The sequence below is a fragment of the Streptomyces sp. NPDC102441 genome (assembly GCF_044765585.1).
In the GTDB taxonomy this organism is placed as follows: Bacteria; Actinomycetota; Actinomycetes; order Streptomycetales; family Streptomycetaceae; genus Streptomyces.
Genome location: NZ_JBIWKH010000012.1, coordinates 1 through 26,456 on the forward strand (window position 1 = coordinate 1; position 26,456 = coordinate 26,456).

Consider the following 26,456-nt stretch of genomic DNA (forward strand, 5'->3'; position numbering starts at 1 on the left):
AAACGCTCGGCTGGGAAACCCCAGCCGAGCGTCTGGCTAAACTCCTCGCGGCCTAGACAACCGACCACGTGTTGCAACGATCGCTAGAAACCGCCACCCTTCGTGGGCCCTCTCGCGTTTCTCAGGCGGTGCGGACGCGGAGCATCCTGGCTCAGTCCTCCGGCTCGGCCGCGGCCGAGCCCAGCGGGTGCCCGAGCCGTAGGTTCCACCGGCCGCTGCGCCCACTGATCGTGGTGGCCGTCAGCGGCGGTACGTCGAGCCGCCAGAAGGCCGCTGCCGGCATCTGAAGCACGTGTGTCACAGCGGCCCGTACGACTTCCGGCTCGACGACGGCGAGCGTGCGGCCCTCGGCGGCCTCCGCCAGCCAGAGCGCCACCCGCACGCGCAGGTCCTCGACCGACTCACCACCGTGGGGTGCGGACGCGGGATCGGCGAGCCAGCGGTCCACCTCCTCCGGTTCCGCCGCGCCGACCTCGGCGAGGCTCAGGCCCCGCCACCGCCCCACGTCCAGCCCCGACAACCGGGCCGTCTCCGCTCCGCGGAGACCGAGCGCGGCCGCCGTCTCCCGGCAGCGCGCAGTGGGCGAGATGACCACCCGCGCCGGGGATGGCAGGGTTCCCGCCGCGGCGTGCGCCTGCGCCGCCGCGCCGGCGTCGATCGAGGCGCCGTCGTCGAAGCGGGCCTGGCGTAGCGACGAACTCGTCGCGGGCGAGACGAAGGTGACGCGGCTGGTCACGTGGTGACTCCTCCGAGGCAGGGGTGATGGGGTAAACGACTGTTCCTATTTTTTTCGGTAGATATGCGGCATTCTCTGTGAATACCCTGATGCTGTGAAGCTTTCTGAGTGGGCAGCACGTAATGGTGTGCACTACCAGACCGCGTGGACGTGGGCGAAGGAGGGCCGTATGCCGGTTCCGGTCGTCCAGACACCGTCGGGTACGTGGCTTGTGACGGAGCCCGCCCCGAAGTCGGCCGGGCGGGGCGCAACGGCCCGGGGCTGCAAGGTCGCCGATGTGGTGACGGAGATTGGATCAGAATGCAACTCGCACTCTGGTGACACCGTTACGGACCATTCCGGCAGAAACGCCGGAATGGCTGAGATCTACTGATACTCAAAGCGACGGAGACATGAACAATCCGCTCAAGGGGAACATCGTCCGCACGCTCGCGCAGTGTGCTGCCGTCACCGGTCTGGCCGTCGCGCTCGCCGTGCCGGCCACCGCCGCGACGGCCGTCGCACCCACTGCCGCCATCCCGCCCGGACTGTCGTGCGACACCGGCAAGCACGCGATCGACGACTACACCGGGTACGCGCTCTGCAGGAACAACGGCTCGGCCACGCAGACCTTCTGGGTGCACCTGGTCTGCGGCTGGTCGCCCGACGTGGACGGTGAGCACGTCACCCTGAGGCCGGGCGAGTCCGGGCAGTCGACCGCCCACTGCGCCGGCCTCGGTTCGGGGATCGGCGAGATCCACGTGCGGCCGTAACACCCGGCCGCCGGACGCCCGTCTCCCGCAGGCCCCCGTGCGCAGGGCGTTCGCGTGGACGTTCCCGCCGGTGAGGGGAGGCGGGTTCCGATCCTTGTGCGGCGTGCTTGAGCGGGCGTTCCCGCCTCGTTACTCTCCAGTAGACCGCTCGTGCGGACTCCGGGCGGACCGGGGGCAGGTGGCGGGCGGACGCGAGGAGGCGGTGGCGATGTCCTCAGCAGACCCCACGGAGCGGACCGGGCCGGCCGGGCGGGTGGAGCCGCCCGTGCTGCCCGGACTCACCGACTGCGCCCGGGAACTGGCCGAGGGCCGGACGACCTCGTCCGTGCTGGTCGCCGCGGCGCTCGCACGCATCGAGGCGAGCCGGCACACCCTCAACGCCTTCCGCCAGCTGCGTACCGAGGCCGCGCTCGCCGAGGCCGCCGAGGCCGACCGGCGGCTCGCGGCGGGGGAGCGGCTCCCGCTGCTGGGGGTTCCGGTCGCGGTCAAGGACGACACCGACGTCGCGGGCCTGCCGACCTACTTCGGCTGCGACGGCGCACTGCCGCCGGCCACCGCCGACAGCGAGGCCGTCCGCAGGCTCAGGGCCGCCGGGGCCGTCGTCGTCGGCAAGACCAACTCCTGCGAGCTGGGACAGTGGGCCTTCACGGAGGGGCCGGCCTTCGGCGTCACCCGCAATCCGTGGAGCCCCGCGCACACGCCCGGCGGTTCGTCCGGCGGTTCCGCGGCGGCCGTCGCCGCCGGGCTCGTCCCCGCCGCACTCGGTTCGGACGGTGCGGGCTCCATCCGTATCCCCGCGGCCTGGACCCACCTCGTCGGCATCAAACCGCAGCGGGGCCGGATCTCCGTCCACCCCCACACCGACGCCTTCCAGGGCCTCACGGTCAACGGCCCCCTCGCCCGTACGGTCGCGGACGCCGCTCTCCTCCTGGACGCCGCGGCGGGACCGCACCCCCGGGACCCGCACCGCCCGCCCGCTGTCGACGCGTCCGCCGCGGCCCGCCGCGACCCGGGAAGGCTGCGCATCGGCCTCGCCCTGCGGCCTCCGCTCACCCTCACCCGTAACGCACCGCACCCGGAGGTACTGCGCGCCGTCACCGCGCTCGCCGAAGCGCTCGCACTCCTCGGCCACCAGGTCGAGGAGGCCCGCCCCAGCTACGGACTGATCGGCCTCTCCTTCGTCCCGAGGGCCACCGCCGGGATCGCCGAGCTCGCCGCGCTGCACCCCGAGCCGGGACTCCTGGATCCGCGTACACGGAGTGCCCTGCGTACGGGGACCCGTCTCGGCGGCCGGATCGTGCGGGCCGCCCGCGCGCGGGAGGTGCGCCAGCACGCCAGGATCGGCGCCTTCTTCGACACGGCGCGCGGTGGACACGGATACGACGTGCTGCTGACGCCGACCACCGCCGCCCCGCCACCCAGGATCGGTGCGTTCGACCAGCTCAGCGCCTGGCGCACCGACCTCGCGATGACCTCGGCCTGCCCTTACGCCTGGCCCTGGAACGTCCTCGGCTGGCCCGGTGTCAGCGTTCCCGCCGGCTTCACCCGCGACGGCCTCCCTCTCGGCGCACAGCTCCTCGGCCCCTCCCGCAGCGAGGCCCGTCTCATCTCGCTCGCCGCCCAGCTGGAGGCCGACCGGCGCTGGTACGAACACCGCCCGCCGGCCCCAGGCGCACAGCACCGCGCCGGGACGGAGTGACCGGTTCCGCCGGACTGGGCGCGGGCCACTGTGGAGAGGGGACCGGTCACGAGATATCTTGATGTCAAGCAATGTTGCAGACGTGGAGCGGAGCACCCGGTGACTGACTCGACCATCATCTATACGCACACCGACGAGGCCCCTGCCCTGGCGACGTACTCGTTCCTGCCTGTCATCGAGGCGTACGCCTCGACCGCGGGTGTCACGGTGGAGCGCCGCGACATCTCCCTGGCGGGGCGGATCATCGCCGGCTTCCCGGAGCGTCTCAAGGCCGATCAGCGTATCGATGACGCGCTCGCCGAGCTCGGCGAGCTGGCCAGGACTCCCGGCGCGAACATCATCAAGCTGCCCAACATCTCGGCCTCGATCCCGCAGCTGAAGGCCGCGATCGCAGAGCTCCAGGAGCAGGGCTACGCGCTTCCGGACTACCCGGACGACCCGCGGACCGACGAGGACAAGGACGTCCGCGCGCGGTACGACAAGGTCAAGGGCAGTGCGGTGAACCCCGTCCTGCGTGAGGGCAACTCCGACCGCCGCGCCCCCGCGTCGGTCAAGAACTACGCCAAGGCGCACCCGCACCGCATGGGCGCCTGGTCCGCCGACTCGAAGACGAACGTCGCCACCATGGGTGTCGACGACTTCCGCTCGACCGAGAAGTCCGCCGTCATCTCCGAGGCCGGCTCGCTGCGTATCGAGCTCGCGGGCGACGACGGCACCACCACGGTGCTGCGCGAGTCCGTCCCGGTCCTGGCGGGCGAGATCGTGGACGCGGCCGTGCTGCGCGTCGCCGCGCTGCGTGAGTTCTTCACCGCGCAGATCGCGCGCGCCAAGGCCGAGGACGTGCTGTTCTCCGTGCACCTCAAGGCCACGATGATGAAGGTCTCCGACCCGATCATCTTCGGCCACGCGGTCCGCGCCTTCTTCCCGAACACCTTCGCCAAGTACGGCGACGTGCTCGCGGCGGCCGGCCTGACCCCGAACGACGGCCTCGGCGGCATCCTCAAGGGCCTCGACTCCGTGCCGCACGTCGGTGCCGAGATCAACGCGTCCTTCGAGGCCGAGCTCGCCGAGGGCCCTGCCCTGGCGATGGTCGACTCCGACAAGGGCATCACCAACCTCCATGTGCCGAGCGACGTCATCGTCGACGCGTCCATGCCCGCGATGATCCGTACGTCCGGCCACATGTGGGGCCCGGACGGCAACGAGGCCGACACCATCGCGGTCCTGCCCGACAGCAGCTACGCGGGCGTCTACCAGGTGGTCCTCGACGACTGCCGCGCCAACGGCGCCTTCGACCCGTCGACCATGGGCTCCGTACCCAACGTCGGTCTGATGGCGCAGAAGGCCGAGGAGTACGGCAGCCACGACAAGACGTTCGAGGTCCCCGCCACCGGCACGGTGCGGGTCGTCGACAGCAAGGGTGACGTCGTCCTGGAGCAGGCCGTCGGCGCCGGCGACATCTTCCGGATGTGCCAGACCAAGGACCTCCCGATCCAGGACTGGGTCAAGCTCGCCGTCACCCGCGCCCGCGCGACCGGCAACCCGGCCGTGTTCTGGCTCGACGAGGGCCGCGCGCACGACGCCAACCTCATCGCCAAGGTCAACACCTACCTGGCCGACCACGACACCGACGGCCTGGACATCTCCATCCGGACGCCGGAGGAGGCCACGGCCTTCTCCCTGGAGCGCATCCGCCGCGGCGAGGACACCATCTCGGTCACCGGCAACGTGCTGCGTGACTACCTCACCGACCTGTTCCCCATCCTCGAGCTGGGCACCAGCGCGAAGATGCTCTCCGTCGTCCCGCTCATGAACGGCGGCGGACTGTTCGAGACGGGTGCCGGCGGCTCCGCGCCCAAGCACGTCCAGCAGCTGGTCAAGGAGGACTACCTGCGCTGGGACAGCCTGGGTGAGTTCCTCGCCCTCGCGGTCAGCTTCGAGCACCTCGCCACCACCACGGACAACGCGCGCGCCAAGGCGCTCGCCGACACCCTGGACCGGGCCACGGGCACCTTCCTCAACGAGGACAAGTCCCCGAGCCGCAAGATCGGTGGCATCGACAACCGCGGCAGCCACTTCTACCTGGCGCTCTACTGGGCCGAGGAGCTGGCGAAGCAGACCGACGACGCCGCGCTCGCCGAGGCGTTCGGACCGCTCGCCAGGACACTGTCCGAGCAGGAGCAGACCATCATCGGCGAGCTTGCCGCCGTCCAGGGCAAGCCGGCCGACATCGGTGGCTACTACCAGCCCGACCCCGCGAAGGCGGAGGCCGTCATGCGTCCGTCGGCCACCTTCAACAAGGCCATCGCGACCCTGGGCTGATCCCCGCGCACCGCGCTGAACGACGTCCGCCCCGGCAGGTACCCACCTGCCGGGGCGGACGTGTGCGTTACGGGACCGGCCCGGAACCGAAGGGCGCCTACGGCACCCGCGCCGTCCACTCCGCGCTGCTGAACTTCGTGGCGGCCAGCTCCTCCGCGCGGGCCAGCTCCTCGCGGGTGACGCCGCCCGGAGTGAGTCCGTAGCGGTCGTGGAAGGACCGCACCATGCGGTCGATGACCGTTTCCCGGGGCAGGCCGGTCTGACGGCGCAGCGGATCGACCCGCTTCTTGGCCGACTTGGTGCCTTTGTCGGACATCTTCTCCTTGCCGATGCGGAGGACCTCCAGCATCTTGTCGGCGTCGATGTCGTAGGACATGGTGACGTGGTGGAGGATCGCGCCCGGCCCGCCGTCCGGGCCGACCATGCGCTTCTGGGCGGCGCCGGCGATTTTCCCCACGTCCGTCGCGATGTCGTTGAGAGGCTGGTACCACGCCTTGATTCCCATGTCGCCGAGCGCGTCGAGAACCCATTCGTCGAGATAAGCGTAGGAGTCGGCGAACGAAAGTCCCGAGACCAGGGAGGCGGGGACCGAGAGGGAATACGTAATGGTGTTCCCGGTCTCCACGAACATGGCTCCTCCGCCCGAGATGCGGCGTACGACCGTCACCCCGTGGCGCGCCGCGCCCTCGGCGTCGACCTCGTTGCGGAGGGACTGGAAGCTGCCGATGATGACGGCCGGGGCGCCCCACTCCCAGACGCGCAGCGTCGGGGGCCGGTGCCCGGCGGCGACCTCGGCGGTGAGCACCTCGTCGAGGGCCATGTGCAGCGCGGGTGACTGCGGTCCCTCGTGGATGAGTTGCCAGTCGTAGTCGGTCCAGTCGGTGGCCTGCGCGAGTGCGCGCCGGACCGCCACCGCGACGCCCTCGGCGGTGATCCCGTACATCACGGTGCCCTCGGGGAGCACCGCTTCGATGCGGGCGGCCAGACCCGAGGCGTCGGTGTCGGCGGGGGCGCCTTCCAGGGCTTCGTCGATCGCGGTGATCGCCTCGTCCGGCTCCAGGAAGAAGTCTCCCGCGACTCGTACGTCGCGCAGTACGCCGCCCTGGTTATTCAGGTCGACCACCACGAGTTTGCCGCCAGGAACCTTGTATTCGCCGTGCATTGCCGGTCCTCCGATGAGTTGAATCGCTTTGACGTCAGCGCTCGTGAGGCTCGTTGTCTTCCCCGCGAGTGGCCATCGGTAAAGAGGCTGCGGGAAAGAGGGGCAGGAAGGCGCCGCAACGCGCGGTGGCTCCGGTCCGTAGTCATGGCGGCGCCTCCCTATGTCAAGGTCCAGGTCGCCGTCGGGTGCGGAGCGACAGGTTCCGGGCATCCGTATACGAACCTGAGGCGGTGGCGGGGCCGCCGCCACCCCGGGACCCGCAGGTGAGCGGTCGTGTCGGGGTGGCCGCCCGCGCTCCGTTATCCGATTGTCAGGTAAAACCCGTCCGCTATGTGAGCAGAGGCCTTGCCTTGCGGACTGTATGCGAAATACGGTCTGCGATATTCCTTGATCACCCCTGGCGGGAGGTAGGCCCCCGTGCGCCGAAAAGCGGTTGCCCTGGTGGCGGTTGCGTTGGTGTCCCTCACCTCGGGCTGCGCGTCGTTGCAGTCCTCGGCGACCGAAGTCGGTGGTGTGCGCATGACCGATGACCGGTCCGTACGCGACGGCGGGACACTCACCGTCGCCCTCAACTCGGACCCGGACAAACTGGACCCCACCCTCGCGCAGACCCTCGTGGGCCGCACGGTCTTCGCGGGCATGTGCGAGAAGCTCTACGACATCGACGAGGATGGCGCCTTCGTGCCGCAGCTCGCCGCGTCGCTACCCACCACCTCGGCCGACGGCCGGACGGTCACCGTCAAGGTGCGGCCCGGGCTGAAGTTCAGCGACGGGACCCGGCTCGACGCCGAAGCGGTCGTCACCTCGCTGCTGCGCCACCGCGATCTGCCCGGATCCGCGCGCTCCACCGAACTGGCTCCGGTCACCGAGGCCGAGGCCTCCGGGCCGCTCACGGTCCGGCTGACACTCGACCACCCCTACGTCCCGCTGACCGGCGTGCTCGCCGACCGTGCCGGGATGGTGATGTCACCCACCGCACTGAAGAAGTACGGGAAGAACTTCACCAACCACCCCTCCTGCGTCGGCCCCTTCCGTTTCGTCGAGCGCACCGGCGGCGACCGGATCGTGCTGGAGAAGGACCCGAACTACTACGACGCCGGCCAGGTCCACCTGGACGGCGTGCTCTACAAGCCGATACCCGACGGCAACGTCAGGCTCGCCAACCTGCGCTCCGGCGACCTCCAGGTCGGCGACCAGATGGCCCCCGTCGACGTACAGAGCGCCCTCACCGAGCCGAAGCTCCAGCTGTTCAACTCGCCCTCGCTCGGATACCAGGGCATCGGACTCAACGTCGGCAACGTGAAGGGCCTCGGACAGAAGCCCGGGAAGATCGACACCCCGGTCGCCCGGGACGTCCGAGTCCGGGAGGCCTTCGAGCTGGCCATCGACCGCGACCTGCTCAACAAGGTCGTCTTCCAGGGCATGTACGAGCCCGCCTGCGGCCCCGTCTCACCGCAGTCCGCCATCGCCCCCGGCGTCGCGCCGGAGAAGTGTCCGAAGCGCGACGTCGGCCGGGCGAAGGAGCTGCTGAAGGAGGCCGGGGTGAAGACCCCGGTGAAGATCGAGCTGAAGACGTCCACCACCCCGGAGCAGGGGCGCGTCGGACAGGTCCTCCAGGCCATGGTCAAGGAGGCGGGCTTCGACCTGTCGCTGCGCCCCACCGAGTACGCCACCATGCTCGCCGAGACCGACGCCGGTGACTACGACGTCTTCACCAGCGGCTGGTCCGGCCGGCTCGACCCGGACGGCAACGTCTCCAACTTCCTCAAGACCGCGGGCGCCATGAACGCCTACGGTCTCGGCGACCCGGAGATCGACAGGCTGATCGCCGAGGGCCGCAGCGTCGCGGACCCCGCACGGCGCACCGAGATCTACGACGAGCTCACCCGGCGCGTCCAGGACGCCCACGCCCTGATCTACCTCTACCGGCAGAAGAACTACGTCGTCGCCGGCAAGGACATCGCGGGCATCCACGTCTACGGCGACGGACTGGTCCGGGTCAAGAACGCGGGGTACACCCGATGACGAAATACCTGCTGACACGGTTGCGTCAGTCCCTCATCACCCTCTTCCTCGTCAGCGTCGTCGTCTTCGCCGGAATCCGGGCCCTGCCCGGCGATCCCGCGCTCGCGCTCGCCGGTGAGGAACGCAGCCCGGAGGCTCTCGCGGCCATCCGCGAGAGCTACGGCCTGAACGACAACGTCGTCATCCAGTACGGACGGTTCATCGGTCACGCCCTGACGGGTGACCTGGGCACCTCATCCCGTACCGGCCTCCCCGTCGCCGACGCGATCGCGCAGGCCCTGCCCGTCACGCTGGAACTGGCAGCGCTCTCCCTGCTCCTGGCGATCGTGGTCGGCATCGGCGCCGGAGTCGTCGCCGCCGTGCGGCGCGGGAAGCCGGAGGAGTGGCTCGCCAACGCCATCGCGCTGATAGGCCTCTCCATCCCGACCTTCTGGCTCGGCATCGTGCTCGTCCTCGGATTCGCCATCGCCGTCCCGGTGTTCGCGGCCTCCGGCTACGTGCCCTTCGGTACCGACCCCGTCGACAACCTGCGCCGCATGGTGCTGCCCGCGATCGTGCTCGGATCCGGCCTCGCCGCCGTCGTGATGCGGCAGACCCGGGCCGCGATGCTCGACTCGCTCTCCGCCGACTACGTGCGGACCGCCCGCGCCAAGGGCCTGTCCCGGGGCTCCGTCGTCGGCGGGCACGCCCTGCGCAACTCGCTGGTCACGGTGGTGACCGTGCTCGGCCTCCAGCTCGGGCACCTGATATCCGGCGCCGTCGTCACCGAGCAGATCTTCGTCCTCCCCGGATTCGGCAAGCTCACCATCGACGCCGTCTTCACCCGCGACTACGCGACACTCCAGGCCGTGGTGCTCTGCACCTCCGCCGCGTACATCCTCATCAACCTGCTGGTCGACGTGGTCTATTCGGTCATCGACCCGCGCATCCGGCTCGGAGGTGCCCGGTGACCACCGCGACCACAGCGCTCCCCACCCCACCCGAGGCGAGCAGGCGGAAGTCCGGCGGCGGCAAGCTGCGTGCCCTGCGCAGGAACAGGCTCGCGCTCACCGGCGGGATCATCGTCGCCGTCTTCGTCCTGGCCGCCCTGTTCGCCCCGCTCCTCGCCCCGTACGACCCTTCGCAGCCGGACTTCGGGAACGTCCTGGCCGAGCCCGGCGCCGCGCACTGGCTCGGTACGGACGACCTCGGCCGCGACCAGCTCTCCCGCATCGTGCACGGCGCCCGCGCGTCCATGCAGGTCGGCCTCGTCGCCGTCGTGCTGGCCTTCCTCGTCGGCGTACCGCTGGGGCTGCTCGCCGGGTACTACGGCCGGTTCGCCGACACCGCGGTGTCCCGCCTCACCGACACCATGCTGGCGTTCCCGTTCCTGGTGCTCGCCGTCGGGCTCGCCGCGATCCTCGGCCCGTCGCTCACCAACGCGACCATCGCCATCGGCATCTCGCAGATCCCCGCCGTCATCCGGATCACCCGGGCCGAGACGCTGCGGCTCAAGCACGTCGACTACGTCGCCGCGGCCGTCGCCAACGGAGGCGGCGACGGCACCGTCCTCTTCCGGCACATCCTCCCCAACGCCACCTCCGCCCTGATCGTCCAGGCGACCGTCGGCATCCCCGCCGCGATCATCGGCGAGGCACTGCTGAGCTTCCTCGGCCTCGGCGTACAGCCGCCCGACCCCTCTCTCGGTGTGATGCTCTCCGGCGCCCAGTCCTTCCTGGCGCCCGCACCCTGGCTGGCCGTCTTCCCCGGCCTCGCGATCGTCGCGGCGACGCTGGCCTTCAACCTGCTCGGCGACGGGCTGCGTGACGTCCTGGACCCGCGAGGAGCGACCCGATGACCGAGACCGTTCTCGAACCCGCACGGGGGGCGGCGGCCGAGCCCGCACTGAGCGTGCGCGACCTCTCGGTCTCCTTCCGGTCCGACACACGCACCGTGCACGCCGTCGACGGTGTCTCCTACGACCTGGCGCCCGGCGAGGTCCTCGCCGTGGTGGGGGAGTCGGGCTGTGGCAAGTCCGTCACCTCGATGGCGGCCATGGGCCTGCTCCCGCCGACCGCCCATGTCGGCGGCTCGATCAGGCTCGGAGGGCGCGAGCTGGTCGGCGCGTCGGAGAAGGAGCTCCAGCGGGTCCGCGGCAAGGACATCGCGATGATCTTCCAGGAGCCGATGACCTCACTGAACCCGGTCCTCACCATCGGCCGGCAGATCGGCGAGGTGCTGCGCAGGCACCAGGGTATGAGCCGTAAGGAAGCCAAGGCACGCGCCGTGGAACTCCTCGAACTCGTCGGGATCCCGGCGCCGGTCCGCCGGATCGACGAGTACCCCCATCAGCTCTCCGGCGGCATGCGGCAGCGCGTCATGATCGCCATCGCGGTGGCCTGCGACCCGGCCGTCCTCATCGCCGACGAACCGACGACCGCCCTGGACGTCACGGTGCAGGCGGGGATCCTCGAAGTCCTCCAGTCCCTGCGCGAACGCCTCGGCACCGCCATCGTCCTGGTCACCCACGACCTCGGTGTCGTCGCCGACGCCGCCGACCGGGTACTCGTGATGTACGCCGGGCGGGCGGTCGAACAGGCCCCGGTCCACGATCTGTTCGCCTCCGGCCGGCACCCGTACACCCGTGGACTGCTCGGCGCCGTGCTGCGTCCCGGCGGCGAGGGCAAGCGGCGGCTGCCCGAGATCCCCGGGCTTGTCCCGAGCCTGGACAGCCAGCCCGACGCCTGTACGTTCGCGCCTCGCTGCTCCCGCGCCGACGACACCTGCACGGGCAGCCGCCCCGGTCTCCGGGCCGTCGACCGGGAGGCCGGAGCGGACGCCCCGCACCGGGCCGCCTGCTGGCACCCGTACACGGAGACCGAACCCGGGACCGGTCCCGGTACCAGCACCGAGCCACAGGAGGCCGGAAAGTGACCACCGCGAAGACCGTCCCCGCGCCGCGTGAGGCTGACGGCGCTGACGGCGCGCCGCTTCCCCCGGTGCTGGAGATCAGCGGCATGGAACGGCACTTCGGTGCCTCCGGCGGCGGCACCGTCCGGGCCGTCGACGGCGTCTCGATCACCATCGGCCGAGGCGAGGTCGTCGGCCTCGTCGGCGAGTCGGGCAGCGGCAAGTCGACCGTGGGCAAGTGCGCCGTACGCCTCGACGAACCCACCGCCGGCACCGTCCACATCAACGGTACCGACATCAGCCATCTCTCCCGCCGCGCGCTGCGGCCCCTGCGCAAGGACTTCCACCTGGTCTTCCAGGACCCCTCGTCCTCACTCGACCCACGGATGACCGTCGGTCAGATCATCGCCGAACCCATCAGGCTGCACCGCCGAGCCCGGGGAGCGGCCGTGGGGGAGCGGGTCGAGGAGCTGCTCGGCCAGGTCGGGCTGCGCCCCGAGCACGCCGACCGGCACCCCCACGAACTCTCCGGCGGGCAGCGCCAGCGCATCTCGATCGCCCGCGCCCTGTCCTGCGACCCGGACCTGGTCATCGCCGACGAGCCCACCTCCGCGCTCGACGTCTCCGTCCAGGCCTCCGTGCTCAACCTCCTCGCCGACCTCCAGCGCGACCGTGGGTTCGGCTGCCTGTTCATCACCCACGACCTGGCCGCTGTCGAATTCCTCGCCGACCGGATCGCCGTGATGTACCTCGGGCAGATCGTCGAACAGGCACCGACCGCCGAGCTGTTCGCCGCCCCCAAGCACCCCTACACCCAGGCGCTGCTCTCCGCCGCCCCGGTCCCCGACCCGGTCGCCCAGCGCTCCCGGGAGCGCATCGTGCTGCACGGCGAACTCCCCAGCCCTCTCGACCCCCCGCCGGGGTGCCGCTTCCACACCCGCTGTCCCCTCGCCGTCGACCGGTGCCGGACCGAGGTCCCCGCGCTGCGCGAGATCCCCGGAGGCCGGCAGGTCTCCTGCCACCTCGTGACCGACGAGGGCACCGCCCCGGACGCGGCAGCCTGAGCTCCGGTCAGGGGCGGTGGCCGGGTGGCGCCTGTTCCGTCGGCGGTGCGGTGGCCAGGGAAGGCCGGCCGGGCGCGGAATAGGTCCACCCGGACCGACGCCATTCGACGTCGTCCAGGGCATGGCGTGCGTCGACGATCCTCCGATGGCGAACCGTCCGTTCCAGCTGGGCCGGTTTCAGCGCCGCGAACTCCTGCCAGTCCGTGAGCAGCGCCACCACGTCGGCCCCCGCCGCGGCGGACAGGGCGTCAGGGGCGTAGTTCAGCTCCGGGAAGGACCGGCGGGCGTTGTCCATCGCCTTGGGGTCGTGGACGGTCACCTCGCCCCCCTCGCGCTGGACGACGTCCGCCACATGCAGGGCGGGTGAGTCCCTGATGTCGTCCGTACCCGGTTTGAACGCGGCGCCCAGGACCGCGATCCGCCGGCCACGGAGAGTCCCGTCGCACTGTTCACGGATCAGCTCGACCAGCCTGTCCCGGCGGCGCAGGTTCACCGCGTCGACCTCCGCGAGGAAGGCCAGGGAGCGGCCGGCTCCCAACTCGTCGGCACGGGCCTGGAACGCGCGGATGTCCTTGGGCATGCAGCCACCGCCGAATCCGAGACCGGACGTGAGGAACTGCCCTCCGATCCGCGTGTCGTAGGCGAGGGCCTCGGTCACGACTTTGACGTCCGCCCCGCTTGCCTCGCAGAACTCCGCCATCGCGTTGATGAAGGAGATCTTGGTCGCCGTGAAGGAGTTCGCCGCGGACTTGATGACTTCGGCGGTGGGCAGGTCGGAGACCACCACCGGGACCCCGTTCTCGATCAACGGTGCGTAGACGTCACGCAGCGTCTTCTCGGAATGGGCGTTCTGCACCCCCAGTACGATGCGATCAGGCCGCAGAGTGTCAGCCACTGCCTTGCCCTCGCTGAGAAACTCCGGGTTCCAGGCCATGGACAGGACGTCACCGGCGGGGGCGTGCTCGCGCAGCACGGACCACAGATGGGCGGCTGTCCCCACGGGCACGGTGGACTTCCCGACGACCAGGCATTCCTTGGTCAGATGGGGAGCCAGCCGCGTTGCCACGGCATCGATGTAGCTCAGGTCCGCCGAAGTCCCTTGAGGCTGCTGAGGAGTGCCCACGCAGATGAAATGGACGTCGGCGTCCGCGGCGTCCTCGTACGACGTGCTGAAACGCAGTCTGCCCGACCGCAGATGCCGGGTCATCAAGGTGTCGAGCCCGGTCTCGAAGAACGGCAGGCGGCCCTCGTTGAGGAGGGCGACCTTCTCGGCGTCCACGTCGATGCCGACGACCGTGTGTCCCAGTTCCGCCATGCCCGCCGCGTGTGTGACACCCAGGTATCCGCAGCCCAGTACAGAGATCAGGTACACGATTCCGCCTTCACCGTCTTCTCGGAGATCGACATGGATGGACTCCTCATCCGCTCAGACCCTGGCGAGCCTGCCTCATGGCGGCCACCGTGAGCCGGAGTCCTTCGGCAAAGGAGACCTGCGGTTTCCAGCCGAGTTCGAGCGTCGCCCGGCTGATGTCCGGACGACGGCGCCGAGGGTCGTCCAGGTCGGCGTCGACGTGCTTGAAGGGCGACGCGCTCCCCACCGCCTCCCGCGCGAGCCGCGCCAGTTCGAGCACGCTGATCTCCTCGACGTTGCCGATGTTCACCGGGTGCGCGATGTCGCTCGAAGCCAGGGCGAGGATGCCGCGCACCGTGTCGTCCACATAGCAGGGCGACCGCGTCTGCTCCCCGTCACCGTGGATCAGCAACGGCACTTCGTCCAGCGCCTGTGCGATGAAGTTGGGGATCACGCGGCCGTCGTCCCGCATCCTGGGGCCGTAGCTGTTGAAGATCCGGACGATTCCCGTGTCCAGGCCGTACGTCTGGCGAAAAGCAACCGTCATGGCTTCCGCGTACCGCTTGGCCTCGTCGTAGACGGCGCGAGGGCCGATCGGATTGACGTTGCCCCAGTACGTCTCCTTCTGGGGGTGTTCCAGCGGATCGCCGTACACCTCGGAGGTCGAGGCGAGTACATATCTCGCACTGTGGCGTTGAGCGATCCGCAAGGTGTTGTACGTGCCGGCGCTGCCGACCAGCATGGTCTCTATCGGAAGCCGGGCGAACTCCGGAAGCGAAGCCGGTGACGCCAGATGCAGGACGAGTGTGACGGGTCCGGGGACGTCGAGATCCTCGGTGACGTCCGCCTCGATCAGCGTGAATCCCGGGTGGTCCGCCAGGTGCTCGACATTGCTCCGGTGGCCGGTGGAGAAGTTGTCCACGCACACCACTTCTGCTCCGGAATCCAGAAGCCTGTCGCATACGTGAGAACCGATGAAGCCGCCCCCGCCTGTGACGACGGCTCGCTGTACCCGTTGCATAGGTCTCTCCTCGTGCTCGATGTCGGGATACGCAGGGGTGCTACTTCTTGTGCAGGCCTTCGGACTCCAGCAGACGTTCGAAGCACTTGAGCTTGACGTCCTCGTCCTGGGTTCCGTGCATACTGCCGGCGTTGAAACGCATGTCGCAGTGACGGACACGCAGCGGCCATCGGCCGGGCCAGGCTATGGCGCGGCCTCCGGTGCGCCCCACGTGGCTTGCGAGAGTCTCCCAGTGGTAGTCGAAGTCCGTCCGCCCGGTGAAGACGTCCCGGTCCCATGCGCCGAACCGGCGCGCCACGGGCTCGAACCGCCGGGTCTGGTAGGCGATGAACTGATCCACCACCCGGTTGACGGACCTCACTCCGGGCTCGATCTCGGGACCGACGTCCATGAGCGGCGAGTCCCACTCCTCGTGGTCGTCGACCTTGCTCAGCAACGTCACTTCGGGGTTCTGCTCGAACAGCCTTGCCGTTGCGTCCAGTACGTCGAAGTTCTCGTCCGTCTTCCAGATGAAGGAGTCGTCCGTGAAGACGATGAGATAGGGGTTGGTGACGGTGAAGTTGTTCCCGTGGAAGTTGTTCGACGGCAGGCCGGCGAACGAATTGCGATCGGTGCGCCTGTAGCGGAGTTCGTCCACGCCGAACTCACCGAGCCGGGGGAGCAGCCGCGCGACGGCGTCATCGGTGGCCCGATCCGCCACCAGGATCACTTCGAAGTCGTGCCGGGTGGGCCGCGTGAGCGATCTGATCGCCAGGGGCAACGTGTGCTCCAGGAGCCGTTCCGTGTCATGAAACGCGCAGGCGATGGTGAAGAAGGCCATGTGCGATACCTCCTGCTGTCAGGGAAGAAGGTCTGCCAGCGCGGCAGCCAGTTTGACGCTGTCGTGAGCGCTGCCGTCCGGAAGGGCCAGAGGTGCCTGGACCACGTCGATCTTCACGTTGTCCAGCGGGAGCGCGCCTGGGCTGTTGACCAGGACGAGGTCCGGCTTCACACCGTGGTCCATGAGCGCGGCCACATGGGCCGCGACGTCGTAACCCGTGGTCTCGGCCTGTTCGGGTTCGAGGTTGCACACGTACAGCTTCTGCGCTGTGGTCGTGTTGAGGGCGGCGAACACGTCCTGCACCAGCGCGGCGGCCAGCACCGAGGTGTAGACCGACCCCGGCCCCATCACGACCTGGTCCGCTCCCAGGATCGCGTCCACGACCCCGGCCGGGGCCTTGCAGCCGGCCGGATGCAAGGAAACGCGGTGCAGGCCTGCGGTCTGCGATATGGCGTACTGGCCGAAGACCTCATGCCCGTCGACGGTTGTCGCCCGCAGGTCCACGGGGCCGGTCGTGGCCGGCAGCACCTGAGCGACGCCCGGCTGGATGCCGAGAAGGCCGGCGAGCTCCGCGACCGCTTCCGTGAAGTCTCCCTTGACCGTGGTGAGACCTGCCAGCACCAGGTTGCCGAGGGCGTGTCCGTCGAGGTCGGTGCCCGGGAAGCGGTACTCGAAGGCTTTGCCTATCGGGTCGTCCTCCATGCCCGCCATCGCGAGGAGGCACCGTCTGATGTCCCCCGGCGCCGGAATGGACATGGAGGTGCGGAGCCTCCCCGTCGACCCGCTGTCGTCGGCGGTCGTGACGACAGCGGTGGTGTGGCCGGCGTATCTGCGTGCCGCCCGGACCGTCGAGGACAGCCCGCGGCCACCACCGATCACCACGACTCTCGGCGTCCCGGGCCTCCGCTCCCCGGCCGTCACTTCTCCACGTCCCTGTGGAGAACGCTCAGCCGGACGTCCATGGCGCGCAGACGGGACGCGAGCTCCTCCGTCATGGCCACCGAACGGTGTCTGCCTCCGGTGCAGCCGAGGGAGATGGTCAGATACGCGCGGCCCTCCGAGGCGTACCGGGGCAGCAGACGGTCCAGGAGGCCGACCAGGTCCGTCAGGAAGTCGTCCGCTCCCGGCCGGCCCAGTACGTAGTCGCCGACCTCCTGCTCCAGGCCCGTCTGCGGCCGGAGGTGCTCGACCCAGTGCGGATTCGGCAGGAACCGGCAGTCGAGGACCAGATCCGCGTCCAGCGGCAGCCCGTGCTTGTAGCCGAACGACATGAGGGTCAGCTGTGCGCCGGAGCCGGCATGTGTCCCGGCGAACATCAGCCCGATGCGCCGCCGCAGTTCGTGGGTGCTGAGCGCCGACGTGTCGAGTACGACGTCTGCCTCTCCCTTCGCCCGCGCCAGCAGGCGTCGTTCGTCCTCGATCGCCGCCATCAGGTGCTGCTGGTCGCTGCCGGACGAGAGCGGATGGCTGCGACGGGTCTCGTCGAACCGGCGCACCAGAATCTCGGTGGTCGCGTCCAGGAACACCACGCGGGATTCGTACGGTGCCGAACGGAGCCAGGCCAGCATCGTGAGGAAGTCCTCGACGGAGGACCCGGCCCCCACCGAGAGAGCCACGCGATCCGCTGACGAGGCAGCGGAGGTGACCAGCCGGGTGACGTCGGGGACGATACCCGGCGGCAGGTTGTGGATGGCCAGCCAGCCCAGACTCTCCAGGTGGTCGGCGGCCTGGCTGCGTCCGGCTCCGGACAGCCCGGTGATGACGAGGACCCGGGTACGGACAGGGTCAGCTGCCTCCGCCCACTCAGGGCCGGTCATGGGCCGGCTCCTCCGCCGCGAATCGGTCGATGGCTCCGATCGGCTCGGTCGGACGCCAGCTCAGGCCGGGAATGTGCGAGTTGACCAGCTCACCGTCCTCCTGAAGGATCGACGCCGGCGGGTGCGCCATGTGCAGGAGCACGTCCTCGTAGCTGTCGAACGCGGAGTTGAAGTCCATCCGGTAGGCGAAGTCGTTGTCCTCGCCACCCCAGCCCTCGTAGCGCTCGTCCATCCCGGAGATCAGGTCGAACGCGCTGCGCCGCACCCACAGGCAGCAACCCGGCGGCCGGCGGAGCTCGAACCCGCGCAGCAGCGCCGGGTCGGCCTGCTCCTCACCCTGGAAGAGCCTCTGCTCGATGGCTTTCGACGTCGCGTGCTCACTGAGGCTCAGCATGTTCCGGTACGTGAGATGGCCGCTCGTCCCCGGGCGTGTGAAGCGGGCCGCGTTGCGCGCGATGAAGTCACGGTCCGCGAGGACGTCGGCGTCGAGGATGCAGATCGCCTCGGCGTGCCCCGGAGCATTGAGCACTCCCACGTTGACGGCCCACGACTTGTTGAACGAGGCGGCCTTCGGGGCGAAGATGTGATGGTCGACATACGGTTCGAGGACCTCACGCCAGCGCGGCTTGTCGTCGGTCTCCACCACCACGACCTGGTAGCGGTCACGGGGATAGGACTGGTCTGCGAGTGAGAGCAGGCACGCCAGGAGGTTGCGCAGACGCATGCCGCCGGTGTCCCGGTCCCGGAACGGAATGACGACGACCACCTCGGCGTCCGTCCGGCCGACCGGCGAAGTCGACGGAGACAGATCGCGCAGTGCTTTCAGAGGGACCGAGTCGGTGCCGTCCTCGTACTTCTCACCCAGGTGGTATCCGAGCCGGTTGTTGCACTCCGCGGCCCACGCGGACGTGAAGAGAGAGGCCACCGACGGGTCGCCGGCTCCACGTGCCACGAGCGCCGACCTCAGGGACCGGTGGTGCGCGGGGTTCGTCGGACTGTCGAGCAGACTCCGTCCCAGAGTCCTGATCTCCTCGTCCTCGTTGTCCCTGACCGCGTCGACGACCGCCCTCAGCCAGGGCTGGGCGTTCTCCCAGTAGAAGAGGCAGGAGCGGCGGGAGTCCGAGTCCACGGCGACGACAAGGCTGTCTGCCACCGCGGTTGCCAGCACGTCGGGCTCGGTGGGTATCAGACCGGGCATTCTTCTCTCCCTGTTCGAGGCTTGACGAAGGGTGTTCACGAGGACGGGACCGGTGGGGACGGGACCGCCGAGTCCGCCTGCTGCGATCTCCTGATGACGTACAGGAGGACCGGGGATGTGATGGCGAGGAGACTCACGGTGCTCAGCGCCGTGGACAGACCGGTGGCCTCGGCCAGGAACCCGACGGCCGGCGGGCCCACGAAGAATCCGGTGCCGCTGATGCTGGAGACCAGGGTGATCGCCGGTCCGGCGCGGTCGCCGCCCAGCTTGCCCGCCATGGAGAAGATCACGGGGATGTTGACGGACAGGCCCAGGCCGAGGCAGGCGAAACCGAACAGGGTGAAGGCGGCGTTCCCGGTCGTCAGTGTGAGAGCGAAGATCGCGGCGGCCGGGGTCACCGACCACATGACGACCCGCATGCTGCCCCACCGGGCAGTCGCCCTGTCACCGAACAGGCGGCCCGTCGCCATGAACACCGAGTAGGCCGCATATCCCAGTGCGGCGACACTCGTGCTCTGCCCGAGGTCCTCACGCAGATGGACGGCGCCCCAGTCCGCGGTGACACCCTCGACGGCCATTCCGCACAGGCCGGCGAAGGAGAGCAGCAGCAGGGGAAGCCGGCCGCTCCGGGGCAGCGCGACCCAGCGGCGCTTCGAAGACGTCCGTGGGACGGAGTCAAGCCTGCCGGACAGGAGCCACGAGGCCGCGACAGCGGCGGCGGCCCCCGTCACGACCGCGACGAGCGCGAAGTGCACGAGCGGGCTGAGGCCTCGGCCCGCGAGGGCGCCGCCGGCCACGGCCCCGAGGAGCGCGCCCGCGCTGTACGAAGCGTGCAGTGAGGACAGGACGGGACGGCCGAGTTCCTTCTCGAGGGTCACACCGTGAGCGTTCATTCCCACGTCGACCACACCGAGTGCGACTCCGAACCCGATGAGGCTCAGACCCAGGGTGACCGCGTCGTCGGCGAAGGCCGGAAGCATCAGGGCCGGACAGCTCGACAGGATGCCTGCGCGGGCCACGGGCGCACTCCCGAACCTGGCCACCGCCTGCCCTGCGATCTGTTTGGACACCAAGGCGCCGAGCGCGAGGCCGAGCAGCGACAGGCCGAGCTCACTCGTCCCCGCACCCACGTGTTCCTTGACCGCCGGAATGCGGGATGCCCAGTTGCCGAACAGCGCCCCGTTCACGAAATAGACGACGATCAGGCCCATGCGTGCCTGTCGGGGCCGTCCCGTGGCCGTGGCGGATACCGTGCTCATTCCCATCGGTGTCACCGGGAAAGGACGGGAACCGGGGCGGGGCCTCCGGAATCCGTACTTTCGAGCCCCTTGGTGAGCCAGATCCCCGACCACGCCTCTGGGGCGGACGGAAGGACGAGTTCCACCATGCTCGGGCCGTCGACAGCGGCGGCGTAGGCGAGGGCGGCGGAGAACTGGCGCACGGAGTCCCCGACCTCGTCCGCGGGACCGCCGACGGGAACCGGAACACGCATGCAGGGGATGTTCAGCGCCTGGGCGATGGCCTGGTACCGGAGACCGGGAACGTTCGAGAGGTAGGGCCGCTCCACCGTTCCGAGCGAGGTACGCCCCTGCTTCTGCAGAGAGACGGATTCACCGTTGTTGCAGACGACGTAGAGGACACGGGCCTTCTGTTCCATGGCTGAGACGAGGCCCTGGAACGAGTTGGTGAATGCCTGGTCGCCCAGCGTGCACATCACCCGCGCGCTGCGATCGGCGATGGCCAGCCCTGTCGCGTACGACAGTCCGCTGCCCACGAAAGCGCCGTGCCCTCCGAAGACTCTGAGGTTCCCCGGCAGCAGGTCGTAGTGCTCGGCGATCAGGCCGCCGAACATCTGGCTGTCGTCCACCAGCACGGGGCGGCTCCAGCCGGCCAGCACCTGTGCGAGGGACTCCACCACGGGGCGCCGGTCGTTCCGCGCCCGGAGATGCCCCGGTTCGGAGTCGGATCCCTCCGGGTTCCGGGCCTCAGGGCCGAACCACGGTGAGCGGGCGGTCTCCCGGCGCTCGAGCCGAGTGGTGAGATCGTTGAGAAGCCCGGCAGGTTCCCCGACGAGCAACAGGTCCTTCTCTTCGAGGTATTCGTTCTTGATGACCTTCTGCGGGTCGGTGTTGACCGCTATCTTGCGACAGGCGGGAAGTCTGCCCACGACCCGTTCGTAGATGTTGCGGTCCTCCACGGTCACCAGCAGGTCGCACGCTTCCAGCAGATCGCTGTGGGGTGTGGCGAACGGGTTCAGCCAACCCACGAAGTTCTCCACCTCGTCCTGCCTGAGCCGCTCGAACAGCATGGGTCCGCGGCGGTAACGCACCTGTAGCACCGGCGCCCCGAGACGCCGGCTGATGTGGTCCAGCGCTTCCCGGATCCCCGGGTACGACAAGGCGTAGTCGTCGATCAGGAACACCGGCTTCTCAGCCGTCAGGATCTCCTCCAGGGCCAGTTCCAGAGCTGCCTGACCGCTCTCGGCGGCCTCCGCGGCCGCTGCCCCGGAACAGATCAGGCCGAGCGGGATCCATGGCTTCTCGAGAACGTCCTGCGGGACGCCGAACAGAGCAGGCCGGCACGGTGGCAGGGAAGAGGCGGAGAGGGCCTGCCGCAGCTTGTGGATGAAGTGCCGGGCCGCTTCGAGGCGTTGTGCGTGATCTGCCGGGACGGCCGGAGCCTCCCACACCCAGTCGACGAGGCCGCTCAGACCTGCCAGCAGGTCCGCCTCGCCGTGCGGTGGAAGAAAGCGGGCGGAACTCGATGAGGGCAGCCCCACGACGCACAGTGTCCCGGCCTCACTCCTCCGGGCGTCCGCCACCGCGCCCATGGCATTGGTCAGCCCCCGGGCACCGTGCAGGAGCGCCACTCCTCGGTTCGCCTCCAGGAGCGAGGCGCCGGCTGCCATGAACGCCGATTCCTTGTCGCCGCGGCCGTTGATGAGCTCGATGCCGTCGGCCCCTGTCACGGCGTCGCACAGCGAGAGTTCGGACGTTCCCGCGTACGCGAAGACAGTGGAGACGCCGGCCAGTACGAGCAGGACCGTCACTGCTTCGGCACCGGTCAGCTCGATGTTCCAGGAGGCGACTTCCTCCACCACAGCCCCTGCCAGGCGCCCGGAGGAGACGGATTCCCCGGCTGCCGGGTGGCCGAACACCTCATCGAGCCGGTCCCTGCCCGCATCTTCGCCCTCGGCAAGGAGTAACGCACAACGAACAGCGTCCGGCGACCCGTCCGAGCGGCGGAAGAAGTCGAGAACGGCCGCGATCTCGACCGGCTCCTCGAAGAGAGAGCGGTCCTCGAGTACCGTGAAGACAGGTATGTTGCGCATTGAGATCAGACATCTCCGATCGATGATGGTTCCGGCGAATTTCCTCTGATGCTGAGCACGGTGAGCAGCGTTCGAAACATGGCCTTCGGTCAGTCCTCCTCGCGGCAGCGGTCCGCGACGTACGTACGCAACCACGACCTGAACTGCGGGCCGATTTCCGTGTGGGCGCAGGCGAGTTCAACGGTCGCGCGAAGATAGCCGTCCGGGTTTCCGGTGTCATGGCGGCGGCCCGAAAGAATGACACCATGGACGGGCCCGCCATCGGAATCCTGGCAGGCCATGGTGTCAAGAGCATCGGTGAGCTGCAGCTCTCCACCATGTCCGGGGGGAGTGTGCGCCAATTCCCCGAAGATATGAGGGTCCAGGATGAACCGCCCCACCACTGCGAGATCGCTGGGTGCTTCATCGGTCTCGGGCTTCTCGATCAGACCCGTGATCCGCACGACATCCTTTTCGGCGGTCGGCTCCACCCGGGCGGAACCATAGAGATGGATCTCGGACGGATCCACCCTGGTGAGGGCCACGATGCTGCCGCCCATGTCCCGCCGAACAGCCATCATTCGTTCCAGCAGACGGGCCTGCGGATCCATGACCTCGTCGGGAAGCAGGACTGCGAACGGCTGATCGCCCACGTACGAACGAGCGCACAGGACGGCATGACCCACGCCCCGGGTCTCTCCCTGCCGCATGTAGTGGAGTTCCGCCAGACCGGAACAGGCGAGTGACTTCGCCAACGCCGAGTCGTTGCCCGATCGAATCAGGTGCTGCTCCAACTCGAACGACCGGTCGAAGTGGTCCAGAAGTGCCTGCTTGTGACGCCCGACGACCATGAGCGCCTGGCGTAGTCCGGCAGCGGCCGCCTCTTCCAGCACGTGCTGGGCGACGGGCTTGTCGACGAGAGGCATCAACTCCTTCGGTATGGCCTTGGTAGCCGGAAGGAAGCGCGTGCCATAACCGGCCGCAGGTATGACGCATTTCATTTCCGATGCGGCCATGACTGCCAACGGGAACCCCTGTTCGATGCGGACGGACGAGAAGGAGGCAGGTGGATTCTGGGCAGGCGGGAATACTCGGCTCGTCGGTCGGATGCCGACGAATGCATGGGGATCGCGTTCATGCCGGGTGGCTGGTGCACGCTCGTCAAGTGGAATGGAGCGAGGAAGCGCCCACTTAGTTAACTCGCGACTGAACGACCGGTCAAGGGTCGCATTCGGCACTGCGAAGCCGCGGGTGCGCCGACGATGTGACGACGTCCGGCGCGGCCGAGATGTGGGGCGTGAGGGTACGGATCGGTTCGCAGCGGCCGACGGTGAAACCGGTAGCCGGAGAGCCCCTCCGGAGTGCTGAGAACCCTCGTCCCACCCGTGACTTCGAGGCTTTCGATACCTTCCGGCGGGCTGCGTAGCGGCCGCGACCTGGCCCTTTCCGCCAACCGTCCCAATCATGTCCACATCTCTTCTCATGCGATGGCCGAAGGGCTAGCATCCGACAGGTTGTTTGCTTATGGGAGCGCTCCCGTAGTAGCCGGACCGAACGCGTGATGGCCGGATCGTGAGCACTCCGGTTTCGTTTCAGGGGGGGACATGAAGCTGGGTGGGAGCGAATTTGCAGACCTCGGAGCGGCTTGCAGGGAGGGTGGAGTCTTGGCAAGCGAGGGTGGCCGAATCTTGACGCTCATGGCGGTGGCGCCGGTGACCATGATGCCGATCATGGAGCTTTGCCCGGGAGAGCATGTCCGAGCCGGTGGAATCGATCAGGATCACGTCAGAGTTCTCACCGACTGCGATGAAGAACTGCCGCCGATCGTCGTTCAGCGCAAGACCATGCGCGTCATTGACGGTATGCACAGGCTGAGTGCTGCTCTTGCGTGTGGGCGCAAAGAAATCGAAGTCCGACTGGTCGACATGAGCGACGCCGAGGCATTTCTGTACGGTGTGGAAGCCAACATCGCCCACGGCCTCCCGCTCACCTTGTCGGACCGCAGATTCGCGGCCCGGCAGGTCATGGCGCTCTACCCGGAGTGGTCGGACCGTGCTGTGGGCAGGGCGTCGGGTCTGTCAGGCAAGACGGTCAGTCAGTTACGCGACAGGACGGCGTCGGACGCCCCGGGGTCGCAGGTGCGGATCGGCCTCGACGGGCGGGCCAGACCGTTGGACAGCGCCGCGCGGCGCAGCGCTGCCAGAGAACTCATCACGGCGAGGCCCGAGGCATCCCTGCGGGAGATCGCACGCCAGGCCGGCATCTCTCCCGGAACGGTGCGGAGAATCCGTGGCGACATGGAGAAGACGCCGTCCGGCCCCCCGGCGTCGGCAGCCCTGACACGTGTATGCACCGCCCGGGTGCCGGGTCCGTCGCCCGTACCCGCACAGGAAGCTCCGTCCGCTCCCGCGTCCGTGAACGTGGACACGGCGCTGGCGAATCTGCGGCAGGACCCCTCCTTGAAGTACCAGGCGAACGGACGCGGCCTCCTGCGACTCCTGCACCAGAGGCCCGCACGGATACTGAGCCCCGATGTGCTCGAGGCGATCCCGGCTCACTGCGTCCCGGTCGTTCTGGGCGTCGTCCGCGCCTACGCCCAGGAGTGGCGGGACCTGGAGGACGCGCTCGACAAGGTCGCGAAGGAGCAGCCCGAAGCTGTGCAACCGCGGAGCTGACGCAGTTGCACACCTGCCGGGAGGCCGATCGCTGTTCCCTGCCCGGCCGTCACGGGACAGCCCTTGGGTGCAGCGTGATCCGGTGTCGCCTCGGCTATTGTCTGAGCGGCCGAATCAGCGCGCCGATTCGTGGGCGAAAATACCGGGGAGAATCATGTCCAGGAAGAGCTGTGTTTCCGCCGTGCTCCGAATCCTCGGGCCTTCGCGTTTATCCGGACCGGTGCGTATGGCGATTGCTGTCGGGCTGGCCGCGATTCCGGTGTCCGTAGCGGCGCCGGCCACTGCGGCACCGGCCGGGGAAAGAGCTGTCGAGTGTTCCACCGCCGCCACCCTCTGTCTCTTCTCGGGTGAAGGTCTCACGGGCGACCGTCTCACCATCAGCTCGCCCTCGGCCGGCGGTGTGTGTGTCGATCTCGACGAACACGGCTGGAACGGTCGTGCTCGCTCGGCAATCAATACGCACACCGCGAGTGCGGCGATGTTCGCGAACAAGGGCTGTCTGGGTGACGCCTATCGGATTCCCGGCAGTTCGAGCCGAGACAGCTTCGGCCTGTTCGTTCCCGCCAGTGTGTGGGTCGCGGGACAGTCCTCTCAAACCTGTTCGCCGGGCATGGCCAGATACCGACGGATCAGGTCTTCGAGTGGGGCGGCCTCTGCGTCGAACCGGATCTCGTCGATGGATTCGATGACGCGCACCCCGACGGCGGCGTTCGTGGCAAAGGCGATCGGATAGCCGGCCGCCGCCGCGAGGTCCAGCTCGCGTTCGGACGAGTTCGCGACGCCGAGGGACTTCACCAGCTCCATCGTGACGCCGGGCAGCTGATCACCGGTCGGCCACACCAGCCGGGTGCCGTCATGGAAGCCGATGTTCCAGGTCGCACCCTCAAGGATGCGTGAGCGTTCGTCCACGAACAGCGCGTCGTCGAATCCTGCTCGCTGGGCGATCCGCCGCCGGCGGATCGTCTCGAACAGGCCGACGTGCTTCGCCCCGGGAACATCCCGCCGATGAGTGACGGAGCACAGCCGCAGCGGCGGCAGGCGCCGCGAGGCCGTCGGCCGGGTCGTGACGAGGATGTGCGGCTCCTGGTCCGCACCCGGCCGGGCGAGCTCCAACTCCGGTGCGTAGACGGTCACCCGGACCATCCGAGGTGCGTCGTCCCGGGCGCGGCGTACGAGCTCGCGTACCCGGTCGAGGTCCAGCTCGGCGTCGAACAGGGCCCGGCAGTCGCCGGCCAGCCTGCCCAGATGGAGGGAGAGTCCGCGTGCGCGGCCTTCGCTCACCAGCATCGTGGTGAAGTGGCCGTAGTTGCACAGAGCCAGTCCGGCGAGATCTTCGGCTGTGGCGGGACGCCCATCAAGCTCGATCATGACGGCATTCCACCACACCCACCGTGGTCAGGTGACCCCCGGATATCTGTTCTGTCGGAGTTCTGTTCGAGAAATTACTGATACGGCTTCGGTCTTTGAATCGGCAGGCGTCAAGTCGAGGCAGGGTTTACGGGATTCCCCGGCTCCGTTACTATTCTCGGGTAGTCGCTCGATCGCGTATGAAGAAACAAGATCGGCGATGGTTCGGACGGTTCGTCGCGTACGGCATTGTTGCTGTGCGCACGTA

General features: G+C 68.8%; 21 protein-coding genes and 1 pseudogene. 10 read left to right on the forward strand and 12 right to left on the reverse strand.

The window, feature by feature from the left end; all coding sequences use genetic code 11:
- Positions 1-151: 151 nt before the first annotated feature.
- Positions 152-736, reverse strand: a complete 585-nt coding sequence (locus ACIREO_RS25290) for a histidine phosphatase family protein (RefSeq protein ID WP_404114084.1) — start codon at positions 734-736, stop codon at positions 152-154.
- A gap of 392 nt (positions 737-1,128) precedes the next feature.
- Here ACIREO_RS25290 and ACIREO_RS25295 point away from each other — a divergent pair, with 392 nt between their 5' ends.
- The 3 genes from ACIREO_RS25295 to ACIREO_RS25305 all read left to right on the forward strand — a co-directional run bounded on the left by ACIREO_RS25295 (position 1,129) and on the right by ACIREO_RS25305 (position 5,509).
- The gene (locus tag ACIREO_RS25295) at positions 1,129-1,488 is read left to right on the forward strand and encodes a hypothetical protein (RefSeq protein ID WP_404114086.1); all 360 of its coding nucleotides are present in this window, start codon (positions 1,129-1,131) and stop codon (positions 1,486-1,488) included.
- Between the two features lie 208 nt (positions 1,489-1,696).
- Positions 1,697-3,187: an amidase gene (locus ACIREO_RS25300; protein ID WP_404114088.1), complete on the forward strand. Its 1,491-nt coding sequence runs from the start codon at positions 1,697-1,699 to the stop codon at positions 3,185-3,187.
- Positions 3,188-3,286: 99 nt separating this feature from the next.
- Complete coding sequence (locus ACIREO_RS25305; RefSeq protein WP_404114089.1) at positions 3,287-5,509, forward strand: NADP-dependent isocitrate dehydrogenase; 2,223 nt, start codon at positions 3,287-3,289, stop codon at positions 5,507-5,509.
- 97 nt (positions 5,510-5,606) lie between these two features.
- Here ACIREO_RS25305 and ACIREO_RS25310 read toward each other — a convergent pair whose 3' ends face one another.
- Positions 5,607-6,671: a biotin/lipoate A/B protein ligase family protein gene (locus ACIREO_RS25310; protein WP_404114091.1), complete on the reverse strand. Its 1,065-nt coding sequence runs from the start codon at positions 6,669-6,671 to the stop codon at positions 5,607-5,609.
- Positions 6,672-7,190: 519 nt separating this feature from the next.
- Between ACIREO_RS25310 and ACIREO_RS25315 the strand changes: the two genes are divergently transcribed.
- The 5 genes from ACIREO_RS25315 to ACIREO_RS25335 all read left to right on the forward strand — a co-directional run bounded on the left by ACIREO_RS25315 (position 7,191) and on the right by ACIREO_RS25335 (position 12,649).
- Positions 7,191-8,696: an ABC transporter substrate-binding protein gene (locus ACIREO_RS25315; RefSeq protein WP_404114093.1), complete on the forward strand. Its 1,506-nt coding sequence runs from the start codon at positions 7,191-7,193 to the stop codon at positions 8,694-8,696.
- Positions 8,693-9,646, forward strand: coding sequence for an ABC transporter permease (locus ACIREO_RS25320; protein ID WP_404114095.1), 954 nt, complete (start codon positions 8,693-8,695; stop codon positions 9,644-9,646). The genes ACIREO_RS25315 and ACIREO_RS25320 overlap by 4 nt, the downstream gene beginning before the upstream one ends.
- Positions 9,647-9,711: 65 nt before the next feature.
- On the forward strand, positions 9,712-10,533 hold the full coding sequence (locus ACIREO_RS25325) for an ABC transporter permease (RefSeq protein WP_404114551.1): 822 nt from the start codon (positions 9,712-9,714) through the stop codon (positions 10,531-10,533).
- Positions 10,530-11,609, forward strand: a complete 1,080-nt coding sequence (locus ACIREO_RS25330; protein WP_404114097.1) for an ABC transporter ATP-binding protein — start codon at positions 10,530-10,532, stop codon at positions 11,607-11,609. Before ACIREO_RS25325 ends, ACIREO_RS25330 begins: the two co-directional genes overlap by 4 nt.
- Before the next feature lie 83 nt (positions 11,610-11,692).
- Complete coding sequence (locus tag ACIREO_RS25335) at positions 11,693-12,649, forward strand: ABC transporter ATP-binding protein (protein ID WP_404114552.1); 957 nt, start codon at positions 11,693-11,695, stop codon at positions 12,647-12,649.
- A gap of 7 nt (positions 12,650-12,656) precedes the next feature.
- Here the strand turns inward: ACIREO_RS25335 and ACIREO_RS25340 are convergent, their stop codons facing one another.
- The 9 genes from ACIREO_RS25340 to ACIREO_RS25380 all read right to left on the reverse strand — a co-directional run bounded on the left by ACIREO_RS25340 (position 12,657) and on the right by ACIREO_RS25380 (position 23,182).
- The gene (locus ACIREO_RS25340; RefSeq protein ID WP_404114553.1) at positions 12,657-14,024 is read right to left on the reverse strand and encodes a UDP-glucose dehydrogenase family protein; all 1,368 of its coding nucleotides are present in this window, start codon (positions 14,022-14,024) and stop codon (positions 12,657-12,659) included.
- A 43-nt stretch (positions 14,025-14,067) separates the two neighbouring features.
- Positions 14,068-15,021, reverse strand: coding sequence for a GDP-mannose 4,6-dehydratase (locus ACIREO_RS25345; protein WP_404114098.1), 954 nt, complete (start codon positions 15,019-15,021; stop codon positions 14,068-14,070).
- 40 nt (positions 15,022-15,061) lie between these two features.
- On the reverse strand, positions 15,062-15,841 hold the full coding sequence (locus ACIREO_RS25350; RefSeq protein ID WP_404114100.1) for a hypothetical protein: 780 nt from the start codon (positions 15,839-15,841) through the stop codon (positions 15,062-15,064).
- Positions 15,842-15,859: 18 nt separating this feature from the next.
- Complete coding sequence (yvcK, locus tag ACIREO_RS25355) at positions 15,860-16,762, reverse strand: uridine diphosphate-N-acetylglucosamine-binding protein YvcK (protein ID WP_404114102.1); 903 nt, start codon at positions 16,760-16,762, stop codon at positions 15,860-15,862.
- Positions 16,759-17,658: an RNase adapter RapZ gene (rapZ, locus tag ACIREO_RS25360; protein ID WP_404114104.1), complete on the reverse strand. Its 900-nt coding sequence runs from the start codon at positions 17,656-17,658 to the stop codon at positions 16,759-16,761. The genes yvcK and rapZ overlap by 4 nt, the downstream gene beginning before the upstream one ends.
- On the reverse strand, positions 17,645-18,856 hold the full coding sequence (locus ACIREO_RS25365; protein ID WP_404114105.1) for a glycosyltransferase: 1,212 nt from the start codon (positions 18,854-18,856) through the stop codon (positions 17,645-17,647). The genes rapZ and ACIREO_RS25365 overlap by 14 nt, the downstream gene beginning before the upstream one ends.
- Before the next feature lie 35 nt (positions 18,857-18,891).
- Positions 18,892-20,115, reverse strand: a complete 1,224-nt coding sequence (locus ACIREO_RS25370) for an MFS transporter (RefSeq protein WP_404114107.1) — start codon at positions 20,113-20,115, stop codon at positions 18,892-18,894.
- An 11-nt stretch (positions 20,116-20,126) separates the two neighbouring features.
- Positions 20,127-22,187 carry a thiamine pyrophosphate-binding protein gene (locus ACIREO_RS25375; RefSeq protein WP_404114109.1) on the reverse strand — a complete coding sequence of 687 codons (2,061 nt, stop codon included), beginning with the start codon at positions 22,185-22,187 and terminating at the stop codon, positions 20,127-20,129.
- Positions 22,188-22,276: 89 nt separating this feature from the next.
- On the reverse strand, positions 22,277-23,182 hold the full coding sequence (locus tag ACIREO_RS25380) for a UTP--glucose-1-phosphate uridylyltransferase (RefSeq protein WP_404114111.1): 906 nt from the start codon (positions 23,180-23,182) through the stop codon (positions 22,277-22,279).
- A gap of 714 nt (positions 23,183-23,896) precedes the next feature.
- On the opposite strand from ACIREO_RS25380, the gene ACIREO_RS25385 reads away from it, so the two are divergent.
- Together ACIREO_RS25385 and ACIREO_RS25390 are read left to right on the forward strand one after the other, a co-directional pair.
- Entirely contained in the window at positions 23,897-24,841 is a 945-nt protein-coding gene (locus tag ACIREO_RS25385; RefSeq protein WP_404114555.1) for a ParB N-terminal domain-containing protein, read from the forward strand.
- A gap of 226 nt (positions 24,842-25,067) precedes the next feature.
- Positions 25,068-25,337 (forward strand): annotated as a pseudogene (locus tag ACIREO_RS25390) (peptidase inhibitor family I36 protein); the annotation flags it as partial.
- A 95-nt stretch (positions 25,338-25,432) separates the two neighbouring features.
- Here ACIREO_RS25390 and ACIREO_RS25395 read toward each other — a convergent pair.
- On the reverse strand, positions 25,433-26,209 hold the full coding sequence (locus ACIREO_RS25395) for an aminotransferase class IV (RefSeq protein WP_404114113.1): 777 nt from the start codon (positions 26,207-26,209) through the stop codon (positions 25,433-25,435).
- Between the last annotated feature and the right edge of the window lie 247 nt (positions 26,210-26,456).